Origin of the sequence: Aeromicrobium sp. UBA7512 (genome assembly GCF_002476985.1) — a bacterium.
Lineage (GTDB): Bacteria > Actinomycetota > Actinomycetes > Propionibacteriales > Nocardioidaceae > Aeromicrobium > Aeromicrobium phoceense.
The window spans coordinates 94,947-96,103 of sequence record NZ_DLNK01000004.1; the positions used below are offsets into that span (position 1 = coordinate 94,947).

The following is a 1,157-nucleotide window of genomic DNA, read 5'->3' on the forward strand; positions in this document are numbered from 1 at the left end:
CCACTCGCCGAGTGGCGGGCGATTCTGCGCCACTCGCGAACCCGGTTTGCGCCACTCGAGGGCGAACTGTGGAGGAGCGTTCGACGCCGGAGCTCTCGCGCCCGACGCTGGCGCGATGGAACCGATCCTGCACCGCGACGCCGCCGCGTACGGGCTGACTCCCAAACAGCTCCGCCGCCGGTCGTTCGCCCACCCCGTCAACGGCGTCGCCGTCGCCTCCAGCGAGTCCGACGACCTCCGCACCCGCACGATCGCGGCGCTTCGCGTGATGCCGACTGACGCCGTCGCGACCCATCTGACTGCCGCTGTGTTGCGCGGCTGGACGGTGCCCCGGGGTGTACGCATCCCGGTGATCGTCTGCACGAACGGCGAAGCGCCCCACCTGGACCGTCGCGGCGTCTACGTCCGGCGGTGTGCCATCCCGGCTCGCCATCGGACCGCCGCCGGTGGCGTTGCCATCGCGTCGCCCGAGTGGACGGTCATCGAGCTCGCCGAGACGCTGAGCCTGGTCGACCTGGTCACGGTGATCGACTCCGCACTCGCCGCCGGGCACACGACCGTGCCGCACCTGCGCGAGGCGCTCGTGCCCGGTCGGCGCGGCGTCCGCGTGCTCCGCCGGGCGCTGACGTACTGCGATGGTCGGAGCGAGTCGGCAGGTGAGTCCGCGCTGCGCCTCGTGCACACGCTGAGCGGTATCGCGGTCGACTCGCAGGTCGAGTACCGCGAGCACGACGGCACGCTGCTCCTGACACTGGACCTGCGGGTGCGGGGCACGTCGTACGCGCCGGAGTTCGACGGGGCCGACCACCGCGACGCCTCCACTCATCGAAGGGATCTCCGGCGTGAAAGGCTGCTGCACCGACTCGGGATCCGTCGAGCCGGCTACACCTTCGTGGAGATCTGCCGCCAGCCCGAGGAGATCGTGCGGATGGCTGCCGAGGCGCTAGGGCGACCGCAGGCCTTCAGCGCCGCCGACGCCCGCGCCGAGATCCAGCGGTCGAGTCTCACGCGCGAGGGCCACACAGCGTTGGAGAAGCGGATGACGCGCTTCATGCGGTCGACCTCGCCGCGTGCTCGCGCCTGACGTCTCGAGTGGCGCAAACCGGGGGCACGAGTGGCGCAGAATCGCCCGCCACTCGACGAGTGGCGGGCGAATT

Annotated in this window: 1 protein-coding gene; it reads left to right on the forward strand. The window is 71.4% G+C overall.

Annotation, left to right across the window (positions count from 1 at the left end; all coding sequences use genetic code 11):
• Positions 1 to 115: 115 nt before the first annotated feature.
• A complete protein-coding gene (locus tag B2363_RS06125; RefSeq protein ID WP_286929139.1) occupies positions 116 to 1,084 on the forward strand; it encodes a hypothetical protein in 969 nt (322 codons plus the stop codon).
• The last annotated feature ends 73 nt before the right edge of the window (positions 1,085 to 1,157 follow it).